Source organism: Tenacibaculum jejuense (assembly GCF_900198195.1).
Taxonomy (GTDB): Bacteria; Bacteroidota; Bacteroidia; order Flavobacteriales; family Flavobacteriaceae; genus Polaribacter; species Polaribacter jejuensis.
Genome location: NZ_LT899436.1, coordinates 3,717,922 through 3,741,409 on the forward strand (window position 1 = coordinate 3,717,922; position 23,488 = coordinate 3,741,409).

Annotated in this window: 23 protein-coding genes; 14 read left to right on the plus strand and 9 right to left on the minus strand. The window is 29.9% G+C overall.

Features of this window, described 5'->3' with window-relative positions; translation table 11 throughout:
- Window positions 1-143: 143 nt before the first annotated feature.
- The 3 genes from AQ1685_RS20600 to fsa form a co-directional block, all read right to left on the minus strand.
- Window positions 144-563 carry a S1 RNA-binding domain-containing protein gene (locus AQ1685_RS20600; protein ID WP_095073882.1) on the minus strand — a complete coding sequence of 140 codons (420 nt, stop codon included), beginning with the start codon at window positions 561-563 and terminating at the stop codon, window positions 144-146.
- Window positions 563-2,221: a 2-succinyl-5-enolpyruvyl-6-hydroxy-3-cyclohexene-1-carboxylic-acid synthase gene (menD, locus tag AQ1685_RS16185; RefSeq protein WP_095073884.1), complete on the minus strand. Its 1,659-nt coding sequence runs from the start codon at window positions 2,219-2,221 to the stop codon at window positions 563-565. Before menD ends, AQ1685_RS20600 begins: the two co-directional genes overlap by 1 nt.
- Window positions 2,222-2,299: 78 nt before the next feature.
- Complete coding sequence (fsa, locus tag AQ1685_RS16190) at window positions 2,300-2,953, minus strand: fructose-6-phosphate aldolase (protein WP_095073885.1); 654 nt, start codon at window positions 2,951-2,953, stop codon at window positions 2,300-2,302.
- 566 nt (window positions 2,954-3,519) lie between these two features.
- Between fsa and AQ1685_RS16195 the strand changes: the two genes are divergently transcribed.
- Window positions 3,520-4,350, plus strand: a complete 831-nt coding sequence (locus AQ1685_RS16195) for an HAD family hydrolase (RefSeq protein WP_095073886.1) — start codon at window positions 3,520-3,522, stop codon at window positions 4,348-4,350.
- Here the strand turns inward: AQ1685_RS16195 and AQ1685_RS16200 are convergent.
- Window positions 4,328-5,131: an SDR family oxidoreductase gene (locus tag AQ1685_RS16200; RefSeq protein ID WP_095073887.1), complete on the minus strand. Its 804-nt coding sequence runs from the start codon at window positions 5,129-5,131 to the stop codon at window positions 4,328-4,330. The two genes, AQ1685_RS16195 and AQ1685_RS16200, sit on opposite strands and share 23 nt — an antisense overlap.
- A gap of 251 nt (window positions 5,132-5,382) precedes the next feature.
- Here AQ1685_RS16200 and AQ1685_RS16205 point away from each other — a divergent pair, with 251 nt between their 5' ends.
- The 3 genes from AQ1685_RS16205 to AQ1685_RS16215 all read left to right on the plus strand — a co-directional run bounded on the left by AQ1685_RS16205 (window position 5,383) and on the right by AQ1685_RS16215 (window position 8,769).
- Window positions 5,383-6,774, plus strand: coding sequence for a TlpA family protein disulfide reductase (locus tag AQ1685_RS16205; protein ID WP_095073888.1), 1,392 nt, complete (start codon window positions 5,383-5,385; stop codon window positions 6,772-6,774).
- Window positions 6,775-6,859: 85 nt separating this feature from the next.
- On the plus strand, window positions 6,860-8,257 hold the full coding sequence (locus tag AQ1685_RS16210; protein ID WP_095073890.1) for a TlpA family protein disulfide reductase: 1,398 nt from the start codon (window positions 6,860-6,862) through the stop codon (window positions 8,255-8,257).
- Between the two features lie 290 nt (window positions 8,258-8,547).
- Window positions 8,548-8,769: a hypothetical protein gene (locus AQ1685_RS16215; protein ID WP_095073891.1), complete on the plus strand. Its 222-nt coding sequence runs from the start codon at window positions 8,548-8,550 to the stop codon at window positions 8,767-8,769.
- Window positions 8,770-8,873: 104 nt separating this feature from the next.
- Here the strand turns inward: AQ1685_RS16215 and AQ1685_RS16220 are convergent, their stop codons facing one another.
- Entirely contained in the window at window positions 8,874-9,680 is an 807-nt protein-coding gene (locus AQ1685_RS16220; protein WP_095073892.1) for a TIGR00266 family protein, read from the minus strand.
- A 42-nt stretch (window positions 9,681-9,722) separates the two neighbouring features.
- Window positions 9,723-10,193: a DUF4442 domain-containing protein gene (locus AQ1685_RS16225; RefSeq protein ID WP_317042146.1), complete on the minus strand. Its 471-nt coding sequence runs from the start codon at window positions 10,191-10,193 to the stop codon at window positions 9,723-9,725.
- Between the two features lie 148 nt (window positions 10,194-10,341).
- On the opposite strand from AQ1685_RS16225, the gene AQ1685_RS16230 reads away from it, so the two are divergent.
- From AQ1685_RS16230 to AQ1685_RS16265, 8 genes are all read left to right on the plus strand, one after another.
- Window positions 10,342-10,776: a DUF4870 domain-containing protein gene (locus tag AQ1685_RS16230; RefSeq protein ID WP_095073894.1), complete on the plus strand. Its 435-nt coding sequence runs from the start codon at window positions 10,342-10,344 to the stop codon at window positions 10,774-10,776.
- 12 nt (window positions 10,777-10,788) lie between these two features.
- Entirely contained in the window at window positions 10,789-11,133 is a 345-nt protein-coding gene (locus AQ1685_RS16235; protein WP_095073895.1) for a PadR family transcriptional regulator, read from the plus strand.
- Window positions 11,126-13,114, plus strand: a complete 1,989-nt coding sequence (locus AQ1685_RS16240) for a PspC domain-containing protein (protein WP_095073896.1) — start codon at window positions 11,126-11,128, stop codon at window positions 13,112-13,114. The genes AQ1685_RS16235 and AQ1685_RS16240 overlap by 8 nt, the downstream gene beginning before the upstream one ends.
- A 29-nt stretch (window positions 13,115-13,143) precedes the next feature.
- Window positions 13,144-13,674: a nuclear transport factor 2 family protein gene (locus tag AQ1685_RS16245; RefSeq protein ID WP_173862365.1), complete on the plus strand. Its 531-nt coding sequence runs from the start codon at window positions 13,144-13,146 to the stop codon at window positions 13,672-13,674.
- Between the two features lie 96 nt (window positions 13,675-13,770).
- Window positions 13,771-14,439 (plus strand): M15 family metallopeptidase, encoded by a 669-nt coding sequence (locus tag AQ1685_RS16250; RefSeq protein ID WP_095073897.1) that lies wholly within the window; start codon window positions 13,771-13,773, stop codon window positions 14,437-14,439.
- Window positions 14,440-14,504: 65 nt separating this feature from the next.
- A complete protein-coding gene (locus AQ1685_RS16255; RefSeq protein ID WP_095073898.1) occupies window positions 14,505-15,173 on the plus strand; it encodes a hypothetical protein in 669 nt (222 codons plus the stop codon).
- 113 nt (window positions 15,174-15,286) lie between these two features.
- Window positions 15,287-16,276 (plus strand): pyruvate dehydrogenase (acetyl-transferring) E1 component subunit alpha, encoded by a 990-nt coding sequence (gene pdhA, locus AQ1685_RS16260; protein WP_095073900.1) that lies wholly within the window; start codon window positions 15,287-15,289, stop codon window positions 16,274-16,276.
- Between the two features lie 25 nt (window positions 16,277-16,301).
- Window positions 16,302-17,933 (plus strand): pyruvate dehydrogenase complex dihydrolipoamide acetyltransferase, encoded by a 1,632-nt coding sequence (locus AQ1685_RS16265; RefSeq protein WP_095073901.1) that lies wholly within the window; start codon window positions 16,302-16,304, stop codon window positions 17,931-17,933.
- Window positions 17,934-18,006: 73 nt separating this feature from the next.
- On the opposite strand, the gene AQ1685_RS16270 is transcribed toward AQ1685_RS16265, so the two are convergent.
- The 3 genes from AQ1685_RS16270 to AQ1685_RS16280 form a co-directional block, all read right to left on the minus strand.
- Window positions 18,007-20,160 (minus strand): DUF5916 domain-containing protein, encoded by a 2,154-nt coding sequence (locus tag AQ1685_RS16270; RefSeq protein ID WP_095073903.1) that lies wholly within the window; start codon window positions 20,158-20,160, stop codon window positions 18,007-18,009.
- A 1-nt stretch (window position 20,161) separates the two neighbouring features.
- Complete coding sequence (locus AQ1685_RS16275) at window positions 20,162-20,587, minus strand: nuclear transport factor 2 family protein (protein ID WP_095073904.1); 426 nt, start codon at window positions 20,585-20,587, stop codon at window positions 20,162-20,164.
- A 93-nt stretch (window positions 20,588-20,680) separates the two neighbouring features.
- Window positions 20,681-21,586, minus strand: coding sequence for a helix-turn-helix domain-containing protein (locus tag AQ1685_RS16280; RefSeq protein ID WP_157730262.1), 906 nt, complete (start codon window positions 21,584-21,586; stop codon window positions 20,681-20,683).
- A gap of 301 nt (window positions 21,587-21,887) precedes the next feature.
- On the opposite strand from AQ1685_RS16280, the gene AQ1685_RS16285 reads away from it, so the two are divergent.
- Window positions 21,888-22,574, plus strand: a complete 687-nt coding sequence (locus AQ1685_RS16285) for an Ig-like domain-containing protein (protein WP_095073908.1) — start codon at window positions 21,888-21,890, stop codon at window positions 22,572-22,574.
- Window positions 22,575-22,597: 23 nt separating this feature from the next.
- A complete protein-coding gene (locus AQ1685_RS16290) occupies window positions 22,598-23,458 on the plus strand; it encodes a hypothetical protein (RefSeq protein WP_095073910.1) in 861 nt (286 codons plus the stop codon).
- Window positions 23,459-23,488: the final 30 nt, after the last annotated feature.

Below are 23,488 nucleotides of genomic sequence, written 5' to 3' on the forward strand. Positions count from 1 at the left end.
ATATAAGTAAAAGAAGTCAGCTCAAGTAAAATTCTAGAAAATTCTGAGTTTACATTTTACAAGACTCTTATCATTACATAAAAATAAAAAAAGGTGAGTGTCCAAAACACTCACCTTTTTCATTTCAGGTTATTTATATCTCCTTAATTCTTTTTTATTAATTCTATTCTATCTTCAAAAATCTGAATCTTTCGCTGTTTGTACAAACTTCCAACAGCTCTTTTAAATGCTTTTTTACTCATTTGTAAACGAAATTTAATCGCTTCAGGAGAGCTTTTATCTGTTAGCATTAATGGTCCTTTTTCCTCTAATTTTCTCAATATTTTTTCTACATCTTCATCAATTACATTTTTAAAACCTTGCGGTCTGAGAGAAACATCTATTTTCTCATCTTCTCTAATCTTTTTTATATAACCGTAAGTTTTCATTCCTTCTTCTACATCAGAAAAAACCTCATTATTATACAACAAACCTTCATAAGTTTCATTAATTAAAACTGTATATCCAAGAGCTGTTTGTACACCAATAATTAAATCTACTTTATCTCCTTCTTGTAACTCCATTATAAATTTTTAAAATATGATTTTAATACTATATCATTTTTATCAGATGGTGTAAAAATCTCTAAAATCTTAGGTTTTTCACTTTCCTCATAAAAATTCTTTAACTTGTTTTCTGCATCATTTAACGACAAAGCGCTAGCATACTCTAAGTTATACATTTTTACCAAATACTCAGCTGTTAAGTCGTGTGGGGTTTCAAAATACTGTAATGCATTTGTAGATTTTGGTCCTGGTATAATTTTAAAAATTCCTCCTCCTGAATTATTTATCAGAATAATTCTAAAACTTGAAGGAATATAATTATTCCATAATGCATTACTATCGTAGAAAAAACTTAAATCTCCCGTAATTAAAACTGTATTCTGATTCTCTACCACAGCAGCACCAATTGCTGTTGATGTACTTCCATCTATTCCACTTGTTCCTCGATTACAAAACACCTTTAAAGTAGGGTTTACATCATACAATTGCATATAGCGTATAACAGCACTATTACTAACCTGTACTTGAGAAAAATCGGGTAATGTTTCTAAAATATTTTTAAAAACTCTAAAATCTGAATATGCTGTTTCCTCAATAAAACTTTGGTGTACTAGTTGTCGTTGCTTTTTCTCTTGAACCCATTTTTCTTGATAATTACTAAGTTTATTTACAACTACTTTAGACTTAAGAACTTCAAAAAAATCGGCTGGTTTTTCTTGAATATGTTTCGACAAGCAAAAATAAGTATCCATTTTAACTAACTTATCAATGTGCCAATGATGTTTAGGTTGGTATTTTCTCAAAAACTGTTTTATTCTTTTAGAGATCACCATTCCTCCTAAAGTAATTAATAAATCAGGCTGTAAATCTGTAAATTCTTCTGCGTCTAACTTAGTAATTAATTGATCTATTGAATTGATAAATCTTGGATGACTAACATTTGACGTAGTTTCAATAAAAACCAAAACTGAACTATCTTCTACAAAATGATTTAATAATTCTTGAAGTTTTTCGTCAGGATAATTCACTCCAATTAAAATCAACTTCTTTTCAGAAGCATTCCAAATATCAACAACTTCTGTATCCAATTCAACCTGAATTTGATCCAGCTTTTTAAGTTTGGTATTAAACTCAAAATTTGATAGAGTTTCAATAGTATTGTAAATCGGTTCATTAAAAGGCACATTAATATGTACTGGGCCACTTTCTGAAACACAAGTAAAAATAGCTTTTTCTACTTCTTCTATGTTATATTTCAATTTGCTTTCATCTTCAATAAGATTTGCAGAGTATAAAATATGATTTTTGAATACGTTTTCTTGACGAATAGTTTGTCCGTCTCCTATATCAATAAGATGCTTTGGCCTATCAGCAGAAATTACCAATAAAGGAATTTTACTATAAAAAGCTTCAGCAACTGCAGGGTAATAATTCAATAAAGCTGATCCTGAAGTACAAACAATTGCTACTGGTTTACGTGTTTGCTGTGCCATTCCTAAAGCAAAAAAAGCTGCACAACGTTCGTCTACAATACTATACGTTTCAATTTCATAAATATTCGAAAAACCTATTGTTAGTGGTGCATTTCTCGAACCAGGAGAAATGACCACTTTATCAACATTATAAAATTGACACGCTTTAATTACTAATTGAGCAAGTTGTTTTTCTGGATACATTAGTTTGCAAAAGTATTACTAAAAAAGAAAATCCACACAATATGCGTGGACTTCTTGATTATTTATACTAATTATTATTTAGTTTCCTTTTTTGTAGTCTGCTAAGAACTTCTCTAAACCAATGTTTGTTAAAGGATGATTTAATAACCCTTCAATAGCTTTTAAAGGTCCTGTCATTACATCTGCACCAATTTTAGCACAATCGATTACGTGCATTGTATGACGTACAGAAGCAGCTAAAATTTCAGTTTCAAACATATAGTTGTCGTAAATCTGACGAATTTCAGCAATTAAGTTTAACCCATCTGTAGAAATATCATCTAAACGTCCAATGAAAGGAGAAACATAAGTTGCGCCTGCTTTAGCTGCTAACAAAGCTTGTCCTGCAGAAAACACTAACGTTACATTTGTTTTGATACCTTTATCAGAAAAATATTTACACGCTTTTACTCCATCTGCAATCATTGGTAATTTTACAACAATTTGAGAATGTAAAGCAGCTAATGCCTCTCCTTCTCTCACCATTCCTTCGTAATCTGTAGCAATTACTTCAGCAGAAACATCTCCATCTACAATCTCACAGATTGCTTTATAGTGATTTTTAATATTTTCTTCTCCAGTAATTCCTTCTTTAGCCATTAATGAAGGATTTGTTGTAACTCCATCTAAAATACCTAAAGCTTGCGCTTCACGAATTTGATCTAAGTTTGCCGTATCTATAAAAAATTTCATTTATCTTTTGTTTTACTGTTGTGTTTGCCGCAAAACTACAACTTTAAACGTTTTTTATAAACCTATTTATAATAAAGTTACGAGAATTATTAACAGTGACTTAAATATAAATTAAGTAACTATTATAAACGAGAACAAACAGCCATAAATAAAAGCTGCTTGTTCGTAATAAGGAGGATCACTAATTCAAATATTAATTGCAAAATTATTACATTTTTACATTTGAAATGTGAAATAAATGTTACAAAATGATTGAATCTGTTTTTTTAACACAGTATAATTAAGAATACTTTAATAAAAAGAGAAAAAATCTTGGTCATCATCATTTTCAAACACATGACTATCAAAATCAACATCATCAGACTTCTTCTTATTAAAAACTACTAATCCTGCAACGAAAACTATCAATCCAAAAAAATAAGATACTCATAAATCATCTAAACTACTTTTACTCTTAAATCTGTAGTGTCAATTTACTATCAAAAATTATAAGTTAGTAATTAGTTAACACAAAAATTAGTTTTTTACATTTATCAATACCTATTTTTATCGTTTAATTCTTTTTTATGAACCTATCGAATGTTAAACTTATCGTTACAGATTTAGATGGAACTCTTTTAAACTCTAATCATGAGGTAAGTGATTTATTTTTTGAATTGTTTAGTAAAATAAAAAAACACAATATCTTATTTACTGCCGCAAGCGGAAGACCATTGTATGGTATAAGAGAAAAGTTAGGTAAGATTGAAAATGATATTATTATCGTTGCAGAAAATGGAGGTTTAGCCATAAAAAATGGTAAAACTTTATTATCTACAGCTATGGAGGAGAACAACTTATTCATGATAAATGAATTATTGAATACTTTACCAGAAGCACACCCTGTTTTTTGTACTAGAGACAAAGCTTTTACAACAAGTAATAACCCTGAATTATTAAAACTTCTTGCTGAATTTTACAAAAATTACGACACCATAAATTCGGTTAACGACATTAAGGAACCCGTTTATAAAATAGCTATTTACCATGAGGTTAGTACTGAACAATTTTTGTACCCTCACTTAAAACATTTAGAAGAAAACTTTAAAGTTAAAGTTTCTGCAAATCATTGGGTTGATATTTCCGAAATGAAAGCCAACAAAGGTGATGCTGTAGAATTAATACAGAAAGAATATAATATTTCTTATGAAGAGACCTTAGTTTTTGGTGATTACAATAATGATTTAGAAATGCTAAAAAGAGCTCATTTTAGTTATGCTATGGAAAACGCGCATCCTCAAGTAAAAGAAACTGCGAATTTTTCTACAAAAAGTAATAATCACTTCGGTGTAGAAACTATCTTAAAACAATTACTCGATTTAAAAGAAAACAAACTTACAACTTATAGTGATTCATAATAAGTTTTTCGTAGACTCTATCTGGTAAAGCCCTTTTTAAAACTACTGAAAAACGTTCCATAAAAGCTCCAATTTTATAATGAAGTTTTGGCTTTTTGGTTTCTATAATTTTATGAATAGCTTTAGCCATAACTAAAGGATTTAAACCTTGGTCTACATAATCATCACTAACTTTTAAGTTTTTCCCATAAGCTTCTTTATAAGCAGAATTTTCTGAAACCGGTGTGTAATATCTACCCGAAGCAATGTTTGTAGCGAAACTTCCTGGAGCAACACTAACAACATTAACACCAAAATTTTTGACTTCCATACTTACAGATTCTGTTAATAACTCCAAAGCTCCTTTACTAGAAGAATAAACACTTCTAAAAGGTAATCCAGAATAACCTGCTAGCGATGTAATGTTTATAATTAATCCAGTTTTTTGCTTTCTCATAAAAGGCAATACGGCTTTCATAACACGAATTGGTCCTAAGAAATTTGTATTAAAACCATTCTCAACTTCCTCTATGGCAATATCTTCCATAGCTCCCATTATTCCTTTACCTGCGTTATTAATTAAAACGTCTATACGTCCTTCTTTATCAACAACTTCCTTTATTGCACAAAAAACAGTGTCTGATTGTAATACATCTAGTGCTACTAAAGGAAATTTAGAATCTTCGATACGTTTTGGATTTCTAGATGTTCCATACACTACATAGTTTTTTTCAATAAGATATTCTCCAATAGCCCTTCCTATTCCAGATGAAGCTCCTGTGATAAAAACTACTTTTCTCATTTTAGATTGATTTTTGAATTAGTTATATAACATCTTTAACATTACATAAATCGAAACCTGCTTATTTATAAACACTTAAGATTTTTGAAGCCGCTGAAGATTTTTTCATTAAATTAGTTGGCCAAAAGTGCGCAAACATTGTATTTTTTCCAAATTTTTACCTTAAAGATTTTGAGGTTTTTTAAAAATTAGGTACTTTCGGTGTTGAAACACGTAATTTAATTATTCCCTATAAAGTAAATTTTATAATTATGAAAAAATTGTTGCTAATACTATTCACAGTCTCGTTAGTAGTTTCTTGCGAGAAGAAAGAAAAGCCTAAAGATTATTTAGTGCTTTCTGGTGAAGTTGATAATCTTAGGAAACGAACAATAGAACTTACTGGTCACAATTTTGAAAAGAAGATTCGTTTTGATAGAAAAACAAAGACTTTTCTTGATACTCTTACTAATATTACTCCAGGTCACTATGTATTAAAAATAGGTAAAAGACCTGTACAAGTATATCTTAGCTCTATTGATGATTTAAAATTAATTGTTGATGCAAAAAAGAGAACCAAAGATCCAGTTTTCCAAGGTCCTACTGCAAACATCAACAATTACATTACTGAAAAAGCTAAAAAAATCGGTATTGTATTAGGTAATGCTTCTAAACTATTCTCTATGAATGAAGAAGAGTTTTTAAGTAAATTAGACGAATACAAATCTATATTAGAAGATTTAGCTAAAAGTTCTCAATTACCTCAAGACTATCTTGACAAAGAAATGAGAAATATCCATTATGAATTTGCTTTAGCTCTTGAAAACTATCAAAACTATCATAGAATTCTTTATGGAGATGATGAATTTGTAGTTTCTAATCAATTCCCTTCTGATATTCCTAAAGATGTTGATTTAAATAATAGTGGTGATTACATTAATTCTAAGCCTTACAGAGATTTAATCAAAAAGAGATTAGATGAAGTAACGAATAAGAAAAATAGAACAGATGGAGATTTTGACTTATCTTATTTAGAGTCTGTTCACACTGAAATTAACGATACGTTAATCAAAAATGACTTATTACATAAAGCTGCTGAAAAGCAAATTACCACTACAATTAACTTAAAAGAATATTTTAGAAAATATAATAGTTATTCTACCAATGCTAAGAATAAAGCTGAAATTTCTGATTTATACAATAAGTTAAAATTAACAGCTAAAGGTCAACCTTCTCCAAAGTTTGAAAAACTTGAAAACTATAACGGAGGTAAAACATCTTTAGATGATTTAATCGGTAAAGGAAAATATGTATATATAGATGTTTGGGCTACTTGGTGTGGTTTCTGTAAAAAAGAAATTCCATTATTAAAAAGATTCGAACAGCAATTCCACGATAAAAACATTGAATTTGTTAGTTTAAGTGTTGATAGACCTGCTAGCAAAGAAAAGTGGAAACAAACTATTAAAGACAGAGAAATGAGTGGAATCCAACTTTTCGCTGGAAAAACTCAAGAAGAATTACAATTCACTAAAGACTATTTAATTAAAGGATTACCAAGATTTATCTTAATCGATCCTGATGGAAAAATAGTTAATGCTAATGCTCCAAGACCTAGTCGAAGTGAAGAATTAATTAAGCTATTTGAAGAATTAGATATCTAATTCTATCTAAATAATCACAAAAAGAGTTATAATTTATTTGTAACTCTTTTTTTTATCTCTAAAAATCAACCCCTAAAAATTTATTATGAAAAATAAGTATTACGCACTTCTCCTTATTTTAAGCTTAACTTTTATCAATTGTAAAGAAGAAAAACAAAAGGACTTTCTGGTTATTTCCGGGAAAGTAGAAAATTTTAAACAACGAAAGATTAAAATTTCTGGATATAATTTCAGTAAAAATATACGTTTCCATAAAAAATCAAAAACCTTTGTTGATACGTTAAGAAACTTTAAAGAAGGCCACTATGCTTTACAAATTAACAAAAGAATAGTTAATATGTATCTCTCTAGTTTTGACGACCTAAACCTAATTGTAGATGCAAAAAAACGTATTAAAGATCCTATTTTTAAAGGTCAGAACGAAACTATCAACAACTATTTAACTAAAAAAATAAAGAAACATAGCTTTATTCTTGGAGGTGCTGAAAAATTATTCTCATTAGATGAAAATGAATTTTTAAGTAAAATGGACAAATACAAATCTTCACTGGAAGATTTAGCAAAAAAATCTAACCTACCATCAAATTACCTTCAAAAAGAAAAAAGAAATATTTATTATGAATTTGTTCGTAACATAAAGAACTATCAACCCTACCATAGAATGTTGTATGGTAATAATAGATTTGTTGTTTCTAAATATTATCCTTCTGATTTGATTGAAGAAATTGATATTAATAAAAGTGAGGATTATATCAACTCTCTATCATATCGTTTGTTAGTAAAAGAACTTTTAGAAAAGAAAGCTAATGATCGAAAATCTAAGAAAAGAGATTTCAATTTAGCCTATCTTGAAACTATTCATGTTGAAGTATCTGATACCTTAGTTAAAAACGACTTACTTCATAATGCTGCAAAAGAAATCATTCATAGAGTTGATAATTTAAAGGAATACTACAGAAAGTATATGCTTTATTCAACTAGTGAGAATAATAAAAAAGAAATTACTAACATCTACAACAAATTAAAACTAACTGCTAAAGGAGAAAACTCTCCAAAGTTTAACAATCTAGATAATTATAATGGTGGTAAAACTTCTTTAAATGATTTAATTGGTAATGGAAAATATAAGTACATTGATATTTGGGCTACTTGGTGTGGTATTTGTAAAAAAGAAACACCATTATTAAAAAGATTAGAACAAAAATATCACGATCAAAATATTGAATTTATTAGTATAAGTGTTGACAAAAGAGAAGATAAGAAGAAGTGGGAAACTATTATAGAAGATAGAGAACTTGGAGGAATACAACTTTTTGCTGGTGAAACTAAAGAAGATTTTCAGTTTACAAAAGATTACTTAATCAAAGGATTACCACGATTTATCTTAATCGACCCTGATGGAAAAATTATAAGTGCTAATGCCCCAAGACCAAGTAATCATAAAAAATTAGAAGAGTTATTTACTGAGTTAAACATTAAATAGATACTTATTTTCTGTTAAAACACAACAGAAAATTAAAACAATAAATTAGCATAGACGTTATTAAACTTCGTTATTTGGCTATGACCAAGTATCGAAGTTTTTTTTATTTATTATGTAACGATAAACATTTCCTAACAAAAAAGTAACTATATACTTAAAACCTATTACAATTATTTTTTTGAGCTTAGTAACATTTTATTAAAATCATGAACTATATAATAGAAACAAAATAATAATCTCAAGAAGTGATTAGTTCTTTACAGATTATTACTATTAAATTTATAATTATTATGACAAGTTCAATTTTAAAATTAGGAAAACAACTTAACCTAAATCAATTAAAACAAATTACTGGAGGAAATAAAGGAAAAGGTAATGATAACGACAATGATGACTTTACTGGTCATAGTGGTTTTAACGATATTGATAAATCATTCCATTATAGTTGTGAAGATGGTCATCATCATGAGTTTCATTCAGGATTATGGTATTGTGTTTCAGACGAACAATAACATTACTGGTATTCTAAGGTAAAATAATATAAAAAAACCGCGATAGGATTAAATCTTGTCGCGGTTCTTTATTTAATATAAATTTATTTGATACTATAAAAATACTAGAATCTATTATCACCATCTAATAAATCTCCAATTCCTCCTAGAATACTACCTTCGCCTTTTGTCTTTCCTCCACTAGGAATAGAAGAAAGAACCCTTCCTGCTAATCTACTAAATGGTAAAGACTGAACATATACAGTACCAGGACCTCTTAATGTAGCAAAGAATAAACCTTCACCTCCAAAAATTGTGTTTTTGATTCCGCCTACAAATTCTATATCGTAATCTACATTTTGTGTAAAACCAACAATACAACCTGTATCTACTTTTAAAACTTCACCAGGTTGTAATTCTTTTTTTGCCATAGTTCCACCAGCATGAATAAAACCTAAACCGTCACCTTCCATCTTCTGCATAATAAAACCTTCTCCACCAAACAATCCTCTTCCTAACTTTTTGGAAAATTCTATTCCAATAGAAACTCCCTTGGCTGCACATAAAAATGAATCTTTCTGACAAATAAACTTACCTCCAAACTCAGTTAAATCGATAGGAATGATTTTTCCTGGGTAAGGTGAAGCAAAAGACACCTGTTTTTTTCCATGACCTTCATTGGTAAAAACAGTCATAAACAAACTTTCTCCTGTTAATATTCTTTTACCTGCTGAGAAAATTTTCCCCAACAAACCTTTTTCTTGATTTGATCCATCTCCAAAAATAGTGTTCATTTTAATTCCAGAATCCATCATCATAAAACTTCCACTTTCTGCTACTACTCCTTCTTCTGGATCAAGTTCTATTTCTACAAATTGCATTTCCTCACCAAAAATGCGATAATCTATTTCGTGAGCATTTTTTAAAAACATAAATTCTATTTTATTTGATTAGACTAAAAACAAATGTATTTGTTACGATTTTACTTTAATACTCCATTCAAAATCAAATTTAGATACAGAAACTCCATCTTCATTAAATCCTTCAGAAGTTAAAATCATCGTTTGTCCTTCTTGAGTTTCAATTGCTTCTTGTATTTTTTTTTGAATTAACTCTCCTTGATTGCATTCAAATATTATTTTTCCAGTTGCTTTTTTGGTAAAAGTTGCATTCATATTAGTTACCAACATAGAAATTCGCTTACCCGAATCATTAATACATTTCACCATTAAAATACCTGTTGAAAATTCTGCTGCCATTCCTTGTACAGCCCAAAACATTGATTTAAAAGGATTTTGATTTATCCATTTATGTCTCACTTTTACTACTGCACTTTTTTCAGATATTGATTTTATTCGAATTCCTGTTATAAAAGCAGAGGGTAATTTGTACAATAAGTAAAGATTAATTTTTCTGGGTGTAAACTTCATAAAAATGTATTTCATCGCAATTTAAGTCTTTTTATTTCTTAATTATTATCATAAAAGCACTTAAAAAATGTTAAATTTAGTTAAAATACAGTACTATGCATTGCATAATACCTTTTTTTAGATATATATTTGCAATGTAAAGTATTATATAAATCATTTTATTATGAAAAATCAGAACGAAAACACTAATGCTTTTTTGATACACATTTCATCTTTCGCAGGATATTTATTTCCGCTAGGAAGTATTATTACTCCTCTCATTTTGTGGCAAGCACAAAAAGATAGAAGTCAATTTCTAGATGAACATGGTAAAGAAGCTGTAAATTTTAATATTAGTTTTGGTCTATATATTTTTATTTTAAGTGCTTCTTTTTTCACGTTTTTCATGAGAAACATTTTTAGAATATTAGATAGATTTGATCATGTAGACTTTGGTAATCAAATTGGCTTTAATGGAAATTTTTTCAGTTTCTTCGGGATTTTCTCTATCGTAGGAATTGTATCACTTATTAAAATTGCCTTGGTTATTATAGCTTCAATGAAAGCAAACAATGGAGAACATTACAAGTATCCATTTATTATAAAATTTATAAAATAACATCCCTTATAAATGAAGATAGAAAATACAAAAGCACAGATGCGAAAGGGAGTTTTGGAGTATTGCATACTTTCCATTTTACAAAAAGGAGACGCATACACTTCAGAAATCTTAGAAACATTAAAAAGTGCAGAAATGATTGTAGTAGAAGGTACTATTTATCCGCTACTGACAAGGCTTAAGAACGCTGGACTTTTATCGTACAGATGGGAAGAATCTACATCTGGACCACCAAGAAAATATTATGTATTAACCGAAAATGGTAATATGTTCTTAAAAGAACTCGATAAAACGTGGAATAATTTAGTAAATGCAGTAAATCAAGTAACAAGTACAAAATCAACATCAGATGAATAAGACTATCAATATAAACTTAGGTGGATTCTTCTTCCATATAGATGAAAATGCCTACCAAAAATTAAAACGTTATTTGGATGCCATATCCAGATCGTTAAGCGATGATCCTCAAGGAAAAAATGAAATTATAGCAGATATTGAAGCTAGAATTAGCGAATTATTATCAGAGAGAATTACTGATGCCAGACAAGTAGTTAATGAAGGTGATATTGAAGAAATTATTGCTATAATGGGACAACCTGAAGATTATACTGAAGCTGAAGAGTCTTATAGCGAAAACTATACATACAATAGAAAGAGAAACACCAATAAGAAATTATTTAGAGATGGTGATAGTAAATTTTTAGGAGGTGTAGCTTCTGGTATCGCACATTATGTGAATATTGATACTATTTGGATTCGTTTAGCATTTATTCTTGCCGCAGTGACTACTGGAATTGGAATTTTAGCTTATATTGTATTATGGGTTTTATTGCCTGAAGCTAAGACAACAAGCGAGAAATTGCAGATGGAAGGCGAGCCTGTAAACATCGATAGCATTGAAAAAAAAATTCGTAACGAGTTTGAATTCCTCTCTACGAAGCTAAAAGATGGTGCCAATGAGCTCACAGACAAGATTTCTAGTGCTGATTATGATAAATTACGTACAAATACCAAATCTGGTCTACAGGATTTTTTAGATACAGTTGGAAAAATTCTATCCTCACTTTTTAAAGTTTTTGGAAAGTTCATTGGTGCTCTACTTATATTTGTTTCTAGTATAACTCTTATTTCGTTATTGTTTGCATTATTTTCAATAAGTAGTCTTGAAATACTGGGTTTTGAAGGTGATTTTGTTAATGCGCCTCCATTTTTTTATGATTCTGTTTTTCCAAAATGGTTATTAACTGTTTTTGGTTTAATCATTGTTGCTGTACCGTTTTTTGCACTTCTAATTTTAGGTTTAAGAATTATCTCTCCTAACATTAAAAGGGTTAATACCGCTACTTCATTAAGTTTATTTGGTATTTGGTTGGCTGCAGTTCTTATTGTTGGATTTTCGGGAATAGAATATGCTACATCTAGAGCAAGAACGGGAATTAAAGCAAGTAAAAAAACTATTCAATACAACGCTACTTCTCCTTTAAAAATAGGAGTTCAGAACGATAACGATATTTATTATTTACATAACTTAGAAAGGAGAAGAAACGCTAAAGAAGTTTATGTTGATGATAAAAAGATGAAATACTCTAACAACATTAAAATTGATGTTGAAAAGAGCGAAACCAATGAGGCTTACATTGAAATTAAAAAGGAATCTGAAGGAAGAAAAAAGAGATTAGCCATAAGTAATGCAGAAAATATTATTTACAAGTTCGATTTAAAAAACAATAAAATCGTTTTTGATGCTTATTTCTTATCTGATTATAAAAATATTTGGAAAAGAGAGGAAGTATATTTAACACTTTATATTCCTGAAGGCACTACACTTTTCTTTGAAAAATCATCGAGAAAGTTCTTATATGAAATAGAAAACACCCAAGACATTTATGATAGAGATATGGGAAGTCATCATTTTAAAATGACAACAGAAGGACTAGAGTGTACAGATTGTCAATCTTTAAAACAAGATGAAACTTCTTCAAAAGCTAACAATAGTGACAACAATGTTAATGATGATAATGATGACGAATTAACGTTTTTATTCGATAGTACTATTAATGATACAAAAGCTGAATTTATTATCAGTAAACAAACTACTGAAAAACAATTAAACCGTTTGATCAACTGGTTTAAAGACAAGAAAAACATTGATATTGATATTTATGATCCTTTATTTGATTCTGAAGATAGAATTAAAAGAATTACTTTAAAAATAGATTGTAACGATGGACATAAAGGTGAATTAAAAATTACAAACGGAACTTTACCTAATATCTCAAAAGGTTTTCTTAGAAATTATGATGAAGATGAAGGAATACTAGCATTTAAAACCTGGTAATTGAAAAAACACTCAAAAAACAACTAACTATGAAAGAACTTTTCGACTTTTTCTTTAAAGGAAACCTATTTTGGAAAATAGTTTTATTACTTTGGTCTTTATTATCTGCCATGTTAGTAAACGGACAGGTTAATAAAAACTCAGTACTATTTAAAACTTTAAAAAGTAAAGACAGTATAATTTTTGAACGCACATTCAATAGATGTGAATTACAAAAATTAGATCACATTATCGATCAAGATTTTGAATTTTATCATGATTTAGGTGGTATAGAAAACAGAGAAGATTTCTTTAAATCTGTACAAAATAATATTTGTGGAAACACAGATGAAAAATTAATTAGAAAATTAGTAGACGATAGTTTGAAAGTTTATCCTTTGAAAAAAAATGGAGAATTGTATGGTGCGATTCAAAAAGGAAAACACACATTTCATATCAAAAAAAACAATAAACTCAAAGCAACAGGATCTGCATTATTTACTCATGTATGGATTCTTAACAACAACATATGGAAGCTGAAACGAGTTTTAAGCTACAATCACCTTCCTACACAAAATTAGTTTATCGGTTAGCTAACTTCTAAACTAATACTTGGTTTACTTTGCCAAAGCTCTTTTGAGCTTTGGCTTTTTTGTTTGTTTTCTTAATTTTACTGTATGAAGAAAATTTTCACATTCTTTTTATATTGGTCAGCATTAACTCTTTTCACACAAGAACTTCCAAAGGGTTTTTCTTACATAAAAGATGTAGCTCCAAGTATACAAAAGGAATTACGTTACTGTTACACAAATAATTTTGTTGGTGCTTCTGTAGAAGGATATGAAGAACCAATACTAATTACCTCAACAAAAGCTGCACTTGCTTTAAAAAAAGTTCAAGATAAATTAATAAAGAAAGGATTGAGTCTGAAAATTTTCGATGCTTACAGACCACAACGCGCAGTAAATCATTTTGGTAGATGGGCAAGAACTCCAAAAGATACGTTAACAAAACAACAATTCTATCCAAAACTCAACAAACGTAATCTTTTTAAATTAGGTTATATTTCGAGTAGATCTGGACACTCTAGAGGTAGTTCTATAGATTTAACCATTGTCGATTTAAAAACCAACAAAGAACTCGATATGGGAGGACCTTATGATTTCTTCGGAAAAGTATCTCATGTATTTTACAAAGGCATCACGAAAAAACAAAAAGAAAACAGAATGCTATTACGTAAAATTATGTTAGAATTTGGTTTTAAACCGTACTCTTACGAGTGGTGGCATTTTACGCTACGAAACGAACCTTTCCCTAAAACTTATTTTGACTTCCCTATTAAGTAAGAATTAACACTTCTTATCGACTAAATTCAACAAATCGGCACTATCTTTGCGATAAATTGTTTATTATGCGATTACTATTAAACATTTTTATTTTTACCGTATTCACGAATTCGGTAACTACATTAGCTCAAGTAGATGGGAGTACTGGTGGTACTAAAAAAGGAACTTCTATTGGAATTGTTGCAGCTCCAGCTAAAAAAGTTACTAAACCTAAATCTTTAGGTTTTGGTAATAATGATGGATTTAAAAAAGCTAATGATGAACTTCAAAAAAAGAAGAAAAGAAAAAAGGATCAAGAAGATTTAAAAAACAAAGGTATTTTAACCAAAGCTAAAATGGCTGAGGAACGTTACCTTAAAAATTTCCAAAGAGTAAATGGTCAATTTACATACCCAGTTATAGATCAAGATTTAGGAAGTATTAGCACAGACTCTAAAAGTGTTAACATTATTTGCAGAGATCATCAATATCCTGATGGAGATAGAGTTACCATATACGTAAATGATATACCAGTTGTTACAAATCTTACACTCAAACAACGTTATCAATCTTTTAAAATACCTTTGGAAGAAGGTGTTAATAGAATCAAAATTGTCGCACTAAATCAAGGTTCATCAGGTCCAAATACAGCTGCATTTAAAGTGATAAATGATGCAGGAATGGAACTTTCGTCTAACGAATGGAATCTAGCAACAGGTGCTAAAGCTACACTTGTAGTTGCTAAGAGCAAATAAATTAGCGAAAACGTTTGAGATAAATCATACTTATTGCGTTTTTTATTCTACAAAAAACAGTTATTTTTGTTCTTGCATTTATATTAAGCAACTAGAAACAAACAACATTCAGAATGAAAAAAATAACTAAAGAAACCTATCTTGATTGGTATAAAAACATGCTTTTTTGGAGAAAATTTGAAGACAAATTAGCTGCAGTATATATCCAACAAAAAGTAAGAGGTTTTTTACACCTGTACAATGGTCAGGAAGCTGTTTTAGCTGGATCTTTACATGCTATGGATTTAACTAAAGACAAGATGATTACTGCTTATCGTAATCATGTTCAACCAATAGGAATGGGGGTAGATCCAAAAAGAGTAATGGCAGAGTTATACGGAAAAGCTACAGGAACATCTCAAGGTTTAGGTGGTTCTATGCATATTTTTTCTAAAGAATTCAGATTTTACGGAGGTCACGGAATTGTAGGTGGACAAATTCCTTTAGGAGCAGGAATTGCTTTTGGAGATAAATACCACAATAGTGATGCTGTTACTTTATGTTATTTTGGAGACGGAGCTGCTCGCCAAGGTTCATTACATGAAACTTTCAATATGGCAATGAACTGGAAATTACCAGTAATTTTTATTTGTGAAAATAACGGTTACGCTATGGGAACTTCTGTTGAAAGAACAGCAAATCACGAAGATATTTGGAAATTAGGTTTAGGTTACGAAATGCCTTGTGGACCAGTTGACGGAATGAATCCTGTTAAAGTTGCTGAAGCAGTTGATGAAGCTATTCAAAGAGCAAGAAAAGGTGAAGGACCTACTTTCTTAGAAATGAAAACATATCGTTATAGAGGTCACTCTATGTCAGATGCTCAGCACTATCGTACAAAAGACGAAGTTGAAGAATATCGTAAAATAGATCCTATTACACAAGTATTAGATATCATCAAAGAAAAGAAATATGCTACTGATGAAGATATCGATGCTGTTACAAAAGAAGTTAAGGAAATGGTGAAAGAATGTGAAAAATTCGCTGAAGAATCTCCATTCCCAGAACTTAATATTTTACATGATGTTGTTTACGAACAAGAAGATTATCCTTTCATTAAATAATAATAACCAACAAAATTAAGTACAAATGGCAACAATCGTAAATATGCCTCGCTTAAGCGACACAATGGAAGAAGGAGTAGTAGCTTCTTGGTTAAAAAAAGTTGGTGATAAAATCGAAGAAGGAGATATTCTTGCTGAAATTGAAACTGATAAAGCGACAATGGAATTTGAATCTTTCCATGAAGGAACTTTATTACATATTGGAGTTCAAGAAGGAGACAGCGCACCTGTAGATACTTTATTAGCTATTATTGGTGAAGAAGGTGAAGACGTTTCTGCTTTATTAAATGGAAACTCAACTCCTAAGACTGAAGAAATCAAAGAAACTCCTAAAAAAGAGGAAACTACTAGTAATGGTTCAACTGCTATTCCAGAAGGAGTTCAAGTTGTAACTATGCCACGATTAAGTGATACTATGGTGGAAGGTACAGTAGCTTCTTGGTTAAAGAATGTAGGCGACAAAGTAGAAGAAGGTGATATTTTAGCTGAAATCGAGACTGACAAAGCGACAATGGAATTTGAATCTTTCTACGAAGGAACTTTATTACATATCGGCATCGAAGAAGGAAACAGTGCTCCTGTAGATAGTCTTTTAGCTATTATAGGAAATGAAGGTACTGATGTTTCTGCTGTTATTGAAGCTCATAAAAATGGCGGAGTTGCTACGGCCACTCCCAGTACAGAAGACAAAAAAGAAGAAAGCAAGCCTGTTTCAGAAACTACTTCAAATGCTCCAAAAGCTGTAGAAAATACGAACACGAATACTGGTGGAAGAATTTTCGCTTCTCCTTTAGCTAAAAAAATAGCTAAGGATAAAGGAATCAATTTAGCAGATGTAAAAGGTTCTGGTGAAAATGGTAGAATTGTAAAGAAAGATGTAGAAAACTACACTCCTTCTGCTGCACCTCAACCAACTGCTACAGCTTCTACTCCATCAGCAGCACCTCAAGTTACGAGTTTTGCTATCGCTGGTGAAGAAAGAACTGAAGATGTTAAGAATTCTCAAATGCGTAAAGCTATTGCTAGAAGTTTAGGTAATTCTAAATTCTCTGCTCCTCACTTCTACTTAAATATTGAAGTAGATATGGACAATGCAATTGCTTCTCGTAAAACTATAAATGCAATTCCAGATGTAAAAGTATCATTCAACGACATGGTAGTTAAAGCATGTGCAATGGCATTAAGAAAACACCCTCAAGTAAATACTTCTTGGGAAGAAAATGTAACTAAATACCATAGTCATATTCATGTTGGTGTTGCTGTTGCTGTAGACGAAGGTTTAGTTGTACCTGTAGTGAAACACACAGATGCTTTAACATTAACTCAAATTGGAGCAAGCGTTAAAGATTTAGCAGGAAAAGCTAGAAGTAAAAAGATTAAGCCAAACGAAATGCAAGGTAGTACGTTTACAGTATCTAACTTAGGTATGTTTGGTATTGAAAGCTTTACTTCAATCATTAATCAACCAAACTCAGCGATTTTATCTGTTGGAGCTATTGTTCAAAAACCAGTAGTGAAAGACGGACAAATTGTTGTTGGTAACACAATGATGCTAACTTTAGCTTGTGATCACAGAACCGTTGATGGTGCTGTTGGAGCTCAATTCTTACAGACATTAAAAACGTTTATTGAAAACCCTGTTACCATGTTAGTGTAACTTGTTTTTAAACACATACATAAAAAAAAACTCGAAGATTATTTCTTCGAGTTTTTTTTTGTTTGTAACATTATTAAAAATCAAATCGGTAATTCATTTTAAAAGCAACTCCCCAATTTGTTCGATTAAAATTATCATCAAAGTTATCGGTGACAACCAAATAAACATAACTTAATGGTTTGTACTCCCATTGTAATCTACTATTCACATTAAAGTTATTTCGTTGATTATTATACTGAACGTAAGTCGTCCAATTCAAACGATTATTGAAAAAAATCTGACCAGTGAATCGATTCAAATGAAATACCTCTTTTCCTAATTCATGTAAATCAATAGAATTTACATCATGTGATAATTCTAAGTTTGCAAAAGGCAATAATTGATAATTCAGATATACTCCTCCTGAAATTTTATCTCCTCCATAAAACTTTCCTTTTTGAATATTTACACGGTAACGAAATTGTTGATTATTTGCAGAGTTGTATCCTACTTTTATATTCCAGTTTTGATAATTATCAGGTGAAATTGCATTACCATTTCCAAGAATATCAAAACCATATTTTAAATCAATATCATCATAATTCAGCACATAATATACTGCTGAAAAATCTTTAAAAAATATAGCTGAATTTAAAAAATGACTCATTTGATTTAAACTTCCATCTATATCAAAGTAAGTATCGTTTACATAATTCACATATCGAATAGAATTCAAGTTTTTAGATTCATCATAAAACTTAGTGTATTGTAAACTACTTGAAGTTTGATAATAACCTTCTCTAACTAGCAAATCATTTATAGCATCGTAAGTAAACAGTCTTGGTGTAAAACCTACATCAGTTAGATAATTATCTTGAACATTTTTTATAGAAAAACCTCCTTGTAATCCTCTGTCGTTATAATCAATTCCGACATTAAAAAATTTGTTTTTCCCTGAAACATCATCATTAAAACTCATCGCCATATTCGCTAATCCAATCCATTTTTTATTATCCGATTTGAAATTCAAATTAACTCCTGTCACGCGATTGTAATCATCAACAAAATTAAATCCAGCTGTTTCTTGTCTATTGATTAAAAAGGCTGTTGCAGATAACTGTTTTAACAATTGCTGTTCTCCAACTAATACTGTGTAATTTTGAGCATTAATTTTTTCATTCTTATCTGTTTGAACATTCATTACTCCTACTCTAGTTTTTTGAGCAATATTTCCAGATAATTTTAGTCCGAATTGAATTTCATTCTCAGCTCCTATTTTTCTAGAATAAAATGGATTTACATCTGAAGTTCCTAGATTTGAAAATAAATCTGCATTTTCTAAAAAGAAATTTCTTCGTTCAGGAAAAAAAACTGAAAAACGAGATAGATTAGTCACTTGCTGATCTACATCGATCTGAGAAAAATCTGGGTTAATTGTAGCGTCTAACTTTAAAGAAGAAGACACATTATATTGCACATCTAAACTTGGCCTAAACATAGTTTCTTCATCACTATCAACATTCTGATAATTCAAAGTTACAGAAGGAGAAACTGCAAATCGAGAACGAATCGTTTCGGGCACATCTTCTAAAGTAAATGCTCTTGTAAAACGTAAATCAAATGTTGGATAATTTCTACTTAAATCAGTAAGTATCGTCCATGAATTGTTTTTTATATCTCTCACATAAAATTGAACTCCAAATGTTGTATTTTCTTTATCAAAATTTAGCGCTTTAAAAGGAATAGCAATTTCATAAACTTTATCATTTCCAATAACCGATGTTTTAGTTCTCCAAACTGCACTCCAACTAAAATTTAAACCATAACCTGTTTCATTTCGTTCAACCAAAGCATCGACTTGCGTCCCGTAAGTATTGACAGCAAATAAATTTCCGTTTTGTTGTTGATGTTGTGTATCTAAAACCATTACAAAAGCATCACTTATACCTATAGAAACATCTCTTTTTAAAGAACTTACTTGTTGCTTAGAAGTGGTATCGTGATACACAGCTCCTATATATAGAAATTCGCCATCGTGATATATTTTGACTTCTGTTTGATTCTTAGCTAAACCTTCATCGGTTGGTAAAAGGTTATGAAAGTTCGTATGCGTTGGAATTGTTTTCCAAACCTCTTCATTCAACTTTCCATCTATTTCAATAGCAACAGCTTTAAATGGAATTGACGGATTTTGAGTATAACCAACTAGACAGACAAGAAAAAGAACAACAACTTTAATTATCTTCATACTACTTACTGTCGTTTACTTTTGTAGCCGTTTTACTAATAATTTGCCAGTTCTCGTTAACTTTTTTCAACAAGAATAAATCTATGTAAACCCACTTCCTATCTGGTCCAGCAATTTCAACCTTTGCAAAAGCGATATCTTTTATAATATCAATTGATAATACTTTACCTACACGACCGTTAAATTCTCCCTTCTTACGATTCTTGAAAAAACCAGCGTATTCTTCTGGAGTAAATCTTTTGAATCCGTCTCTTGTTGTTAAGTATAATGTTGCATTTTCAGCAAAAGCACTTTTTAAAATATCTAATTCATTATACGAGCTTCCTTTGATATAATTTTGAAGTGTTTTTTCTAGATTACCAAACTCTGATTGACCTGATAAAACTTGAGATAAAATAAATGCACATACTAATAAAGTTCGTTTCATAATTTTGAATTTAAATTTGATTCAAAACTCTTGAAAGACTTTTTTAATAAGATAATTTTTTATAATTCAGGTGTCCAGAATTATAAAACTAGACTATAAAAACTGTTTTTGGAATTGTAATGGAGTTAATCCGACTACTTTTTTAAAGGTTGCGTAAAAATTTGATTTAGAAGAAAATCCGGCTTCAAACCCTATCGCTTCAAGTGTCAATTCTGTTCGTTCTTGCAATAATTTTTTAGCTTCTTCAATTCTATATTCATTCATATAAGCCGCAAAACTTTTCCCTAAGTTATCATTTAATAATTGCGATAATTTATGCGGTGTAATATTGATTCCTTTTGCTACATCTGAGATTTTCACATTAGTATCTTTATACAAAGCTTGAGTAATAATTAACTCATTTAACTCTTCTAATAAACCTTTCGCTTCAGTCTCTATAATTTTCTTTGATGCATATTTCTCTGGAATATCTTTAAAAATTTCTTCTCTATTTTTCTTTGACAAAAAGAAAATCAGCAAGACATAAAAAACAATTGAAAATGTAATTGTACCAATTAAATACAGATAAAACATACCTATTAAGTACGCAACAAAAATTAACAAATTAGCAACATAAACCCAGATTAACCAAAGTTCGGAAGTCGTACAATTCTCAGATTTTTTAAATAGCTTTTTAAATGTATCTTTTAGAATAAAACCTGTAGCTAATACATAAATTCCCCAGACAGCATAAATAAAATATACAATATACATACTCCATAGTTTCTGAGCGTTTTCGTAAGGGTAATTGAATCCTAAGATAATAATTACTGAAGCTAAAAAAACAAAGTTTAATTTCCACTTTAAAGGAAATTCTTTTCTATTTTCTAATGATGATTTTGTGTAGTAAAACAGACTCACTCCTATTAAAAAACAAGCCGATAAACCAATTTGTATTAAAGTTATATTTCGTTCTTCTCTTGGTGTAAAAATCACGTATAAAGATTTACCAATTCTCATACTAAGAAACTGAACTAACAACCCAAATAATAGATTCTGTGTTCTTTTTTCTCTATTAAAAAAAAGAAAATAAAATGCGACCAGAAAACCATTAAATACTCCTAAGCCACAAATAAAAAACAACACTTGATTATCAAACATAATCTTCTAACAAAATTTTCAACTAAAATAAAAAATGATTCTAACTATTTATATCTAAAAAAACGGCTTTATTTTTCATATTACTTCAAATTTAATTTTTAATAATTTGTAAATCTTTCATATTTCTATCGACAAATAGCTCAATATTAAATATGAAATAATGAAACATTTGTCCATTTTACTTCTATCTATCTTCTTATTACAAAGTTGTATACAAGACGATATTATTGACGATCGAGTTGACGCATCTTTTAGCATTACAAACCCAATTTCTGAAATTACGTTAAGTGATACTTTTCAATTAACAACAAAATACACAGATAATGTTGGTAAAACTGTTACAACAAATATTACTTGGTCGAGCTCAAATGAAATGATCGCAACAGTTTCTAACTCCGGATTAGTTACAGCTGTAGCTCAAGGACAAACAACTATTATGGCGTCTATTGTTTCTGAAGAAGGTGAAACAATTACCGATGAAATAGTAGTTACTGTAACTATGGATCAGGTGGACAATAACACTACTCAAGAAAAAACTGGAACTATTAGAACTACTAGTAGTTATGTATTAGAAGGAACTTTTACACTACGTGAAATACCTAACACAAATAATTTAGAACTTGTTATAAATGATAATTATAGAGCTTCATCTAGCTTACCAGGATTATATATTTACCTAACAAACAATCCGAATACTGTAAATAACGCGAAAGAAATTCAAGCAGTTAGAGTATTCAATGGCGCACATACATACATCATAGAAGACACTGGTATAAACGATTTTTCTCATATTCTATACTGGTGTAAACCTTTTAGTGTAAAAGTAGGAGAAGCTGAAATTCAATAATCATTTAACAAGAAACAAAAACAATGAAAAAATATATTTTACTATTCGTTATTACTTTTTCTTTAGGAAATACTGCTTACGCTCAATGGAGTAAAGGAAAAGGAAAAGGATACTATAAATTATCTGCTTGGTATTTACAATACGATCAACATTATACAGATACTGGAGCAATTGATCCTAACGCAACAAGAACTCAGTTCAATACAAACATTTATGCAGAATATGGTATTACTGATAAAATAGATATTCTAGCTTATGTTCCTTTTGTTGCTGTTTCTTCTCAGAATAATCAAATTTCTGGAACTAATGGAGGAACTATACAACCAGGAGAGTCTGTAACTTCTTTTGGAGATGTAGATTTAGGTATTAATTACGGATTTTATAAAAAAGGAAAATGGGCTGCTTCTGTAAAACTTATCTTAGGGTTACCTACTGGTGAAGATGCAGGAGGAAGTGATGGAAGTTACCAGAATGGAGATGGAGAATTCAACCAATATTTATCGACTCATTTAGGATATAGTACATCTTTAGGCGACTTGCCTTTTTATGCTAAATCTTATTTAGGATTTAATAATAGAACTGAAGGTTTTTCTGATGAATTTAGAACAGGATTAGAAGCAGGAATTAATGTATTCGATTCTAAACTTTGGCTAATTACAAGATTAAATGTTGTAAAATCTTTTAACAACGGAACATTAAGCGCCGTAAATAGTAACGGAAGTATTTTTGCTAACAATATAGAATTTAGCAGTTTTGGATTTGAAGCTGCTTATCACATCACTAAAAAACTAGGTATTTCATTAGGTTTTGACTCTGCTTTTGATGGAAAAATCATTGCAGCTAGTCCTTCTTTCTCTGGTGGAATTTTCCTAGATATTAAGTAGGTCATTTTTCATTATATACAGAAAAAGCCT